Raw genomic sequence first — 3,242 nt, forward strand, 5'->3', positions numbered from 1 at the left:
AGTTCCCAAGGTGCTGAAAGTCACCGTTAATCGCGGACTCGGCGAAGCAGCCACCAATGCAAAGTCCCTCGAGGCTTCGGTGAACGAATTGGCCCAAATCACTGGCCAAAAAGTTGTTATTACCAGAGCCAAGAAAGCGATTGCAGCTTTCAAAATCCGCCAGGGAATGCCGATTGGATGTGCCGTCACCCTCCGGGGTGATCGCATGTATGCGTTTTTAGAACGCTTCATCAACTTGGCGCTGCCCCGCATTCGCGATTTTCGAGGCGTCAGCCCGAAAAGTTTCGATGGCCGTGGGAATTACACAGTGGGAGTTAGAGAGCAAATCATCTTCCCAGAGATCTCTTTCGACAAGATCGACGCCATCAGAGGCATGGACATCACAATTGTGACGTCAGCCCGCACGGATGAAGAGGGCCGGGCCCTCCTCCGCGAGATGGGAATGCCATTCCGCAGCAACTGAGCCCCCCTCGGAAACCACTATGGCTAATCACGACCCAATTTCCGACATGCTCACTCGCATCCGCAATGCGAGTGAAAAACGTCACGAGTCCACAAAAGTTCCAGCCTCTCGCATGTCCCGCAGCATTGCCAAAGTGCTGCAACAAGAGGGCTTTATCGCTGAAATCAGCGAGCAAGGCGAGGGTGTCAGCACCGAATTAGTGCTGGGACTCAAGTACAGCGGCAAACACCGCCAACCCACCATTCGCTCCATGCAACGGGTCAGCAAGCCTGGCCTGCGCATTTACAAAAACACGCGCGGCCTGCCCAAGGTCCTCGGAGGACTAGGGGTAGCCATCATCTCTACCTCTAAGGGTGTGATGAGCGACCGCGACGCCCGCAAGCAAGGCGTGGGCGGCGAAGTGCTCTGCTACGTCTATTGACCCGGAACCTGAACCATGTCACGTATTGGTAAAAACCCAGTCCCCATTCCCGACAAGGTGAATGTCACACTCAACGGTCTTGCCGTCACTGTGAAGGGACCCAAGGGTGAGCTCAAACGCACCCTTCCTATTGGTGTGAGTGTCAACCAGGTGGATAACTCCATCGTGGTCGAACCCACCAGTACAAAACGCAGTTCCCGTGAACGCCACGGCCTGTGCAGAACTCTCGTCGCCAATATGGTGATTGGAGTGAGTCAGGGCTACTCCAAAAAGCTGGAGATCGTTGGCGTGGGCTCTCGAGCCCAGGTCAAAGGCAAAACCCTCGTCGTAAGTGCTGGATACAGCCATCCAGTGGAGGTGGTGCCCCCTGAAGGCATCACTTTCACGGTCGAGAACAACACCAACGTCACCGTCTCAGGCACCGACAAGGAATTGGTTGGTAATGAAGCCGCCAAGATCCGCGCCATCCGTCCTCCCGAGCCCTACAAAGGCAAAGGGATTAAGTATGCGGGCGAGCGCATCCTGCGTAAGGCAGGCAAGTCGGGCAAGAAGTAATTCCCTGCCAGACACCCTTCAGCTTTACCAACCATGTCGACCCTCTCCCGCAAACAGCAGACCCAGAAACGCCACAGGCGTCTGCGTCGCCATCTCAGTGGCACTGCCGATCGTCCCAGACTGGCCGTGTTTCGCTCCAACAGTCACATCTACGCTCAGTTGATCGACGACGAAGCTCAGAACACTCTTTGTTCTGCTTCCACCCTCGACAAAGACCTGCGATCCAGCCTCAAAGCGCATGGCTGCAGCTGTGATGCGTCCGTTGCCGTTGGCGACTTAGTGGCCAAACGTGCCATTGCCAAAGGCATTCAACAAGTTGTCTTCGATCGAGGCGGCAACCTGTACCACGGCCGAGTGAAAGCTCTTGCCGATGCCGCCCGGGAAGCGGGCCTTCAGTTCTGATCCTGCTCTCACTATGACGACCGAACCCAACAACCAGACCACCTCCAACGACGTGCCATCGGCTTCTGACGTTCCGGCAGCAGCTGAAGGTCAAGGCCAACAACAGGAGCAGCGCCGCGGTGGCGGCCGCGGTGACCGTCGCGGAGGTCGTGGCGACCGTCGCCGCGGCCAAGAACGTGATTCCGAATGGCAGGAGCGCGTTGTACAGATCCGTAGGGTCTCCAAGACCGTCAAAGGCGGCAAAAAGATGAGCTTTCGCGCCATCGTTGTTGTCGGCAATGAGCGCGGTCAGGTCGGCGTTGGTGTCGGCAAGGCCGGCGATGTCATCGGTGCCGTACGCAAGGGCGTCGCTGATGGCAAAAAGCACCTGGTAAAAGTCCCTCTAACCCGCCACAACTCGATCCCGACTCTGTCGAATGGTCGTGACGGCGCAGCGAGTGTTCTCATCCGTCCAGCCGCTCCTGGTACCGGTGTAATTGCCGGTGGATCCATTCGTACGGTGCTCGAGCTCGCAGGCATTAAAAATGTCTTGGCGAAACGCCTGGGAAGCAAAACTCCTCTTAATAACGCTCGGGCTGCCATGGTGGCCCTACAACTGCTCCGCACTCACAAGGAGACAGCCAAGGAACGGGGGATCTCCCTCGAGCAGATCTACTCCTGATTTCCCCCATGACTCTCAGACTCGACTCTCTTAAACCCAACAAAGGTGCTCGTCGGCGCAAATTGCGTAAGGGGCGTGGCATTGCAGCAGGTCAAGGTGCTAGCTGCGGTTTCGGCATGCGCGGGCAAAAGTCTCGCTCAGGCCGTCCCACCCGTCCTGGATTTGAGGGCGGTCAGATGCCCCTGTATCGCCGGGTGCCAAAGCTCAAGCACTTCACCCTGGTCAATCCGAAGTCATTCACCGTTCTCAACGTGAGTGCACTGAACGAGATCAAGGCCGGTAGTACCGTCAATCTCGACTCTCTTGTCAAAGATGGCATTATCACCAGCCCTAAGAGTCCTCTGAAGATTCTTGGCAACGGTGAACTGAAAGCAAAGCTCACCGTTCAGGCTGCTGCCTTTACTGCCTCTGCACGCGCCAAAATCGAAGCCGCCGGTGGGACCTGTGAGGTTCTCGACTGATCTCACCAATACGATCTGTTCCGTGCAGATCTAAGGTCTGAGCCGTCCCACTGGATTCCGGTCCGGGGACGGCTTTGCTGCATCAGCCCCATTCTTTTCTTCCTTCTCCATGCTTGTCAGTCGGGGACGTAACCCCAGTGCCACTGAAGTGATTACCCAGTTGGTGCAGAACCCTGAGCTGCGCGGCCGGGTTCTCACAACGTTGGGGCTGCTCATGTTGGTCCGGCTGGGGATCTATATCCCTATGCCTGGGATCGATCGCGTCGCTTTTGAGCAATT

At 56.8% G+C, this 3,242-nt stretch carries 6 protein-coding genes and 1 pseudogene; all 7 read left to right on the plus strand.

What is annotated here, in order from left to right:
- A partial coding sequence (gene rplE, locus NCN04_RS09855) for a 50S ribosomal protein L5 (protein ID WP_250395978.1) occupies positions 1 to 463 on the plus strand: 463 nt, incomplete at its 5' end.
- 19 nt (positions 464 to 482) lie between these two features.
- Positions 483 to 884 (plus strand): 30S ribosomal protein S8, encoded by a 402-nt coding sequence (gene rpsH, locus NCN04_RS09860; protein ID WP_048347902.1) that lies wholly within the window; start codon positions 483 to 485, stop codon positions 882 to 884.
- A gap of 15 nt (positions 885 to 899) precedes the next feature.
- On the plus strand, positions 900 to 1,439 hold the full coding sequence (gene rplF, locus NCN04_RS09865; RefSeq protein ID WP_048347901.1) for a 50S ribosomal protein L6: 540 nt from the start codon (positions 900 to 902) through the stop codon (positions 1,437 to 1,439).
- A 33-nt stretch (positions 1,440 to 1,472) separates the two neighbouring features.
- Complete coding sequence (gene rplR, locus NCN04_RS09870) at positions 1,473 to 1,841, plus strand: 50S ribosomal protein L18 (RefSeq protein WP_250395979.1); 369 nt, start codon at positions 1,473 to 1,475, stop codon at positions 1,839 to 1,841.
- Positions 1,842 to 1,854: 13 nt separating this feature from the next.
- Entirely contained in the window at positions 1,855 to 2,502 is a 648-nt protein-coding gene (gene rpsE / locus NCN04_RS09875; RefSeq protein ID WP_041426318.1) for a 30S ribosomal protein S5, read from the plus strand.
- Between the two features lie 8 nt (positions 2,503 to 2,510).
- Complete coding sequence (gene rplO / locus NCN04_RS09880; RefSeq protein WP_048347899.1) at positions 2,511 to 2,963, plus strand: 50S ribosomal protein L15; 453 nt, start codon at positions 2,511 to 2,513, stop codon at positions 2,961 to 2,963.
- Between the two features lie 109 nt (positions 2,964 to 3,072).
- A pseudogene (locus NCN04_RS09885) lies at positions 3,073 to 3,242 on the plus strand (preprotein translocase subunit SecY); the annotation flags it as partial.

This window comes from Synechococcus sp. MU1655 (assembly GCF_023630655.1).
Taxonomy (GTDB): domain Bacteria; phylum Cyanobacteriota; class Cyanobacteriia; order PCC-6307; family Cyanobiaceae; genus Synechococcus_C.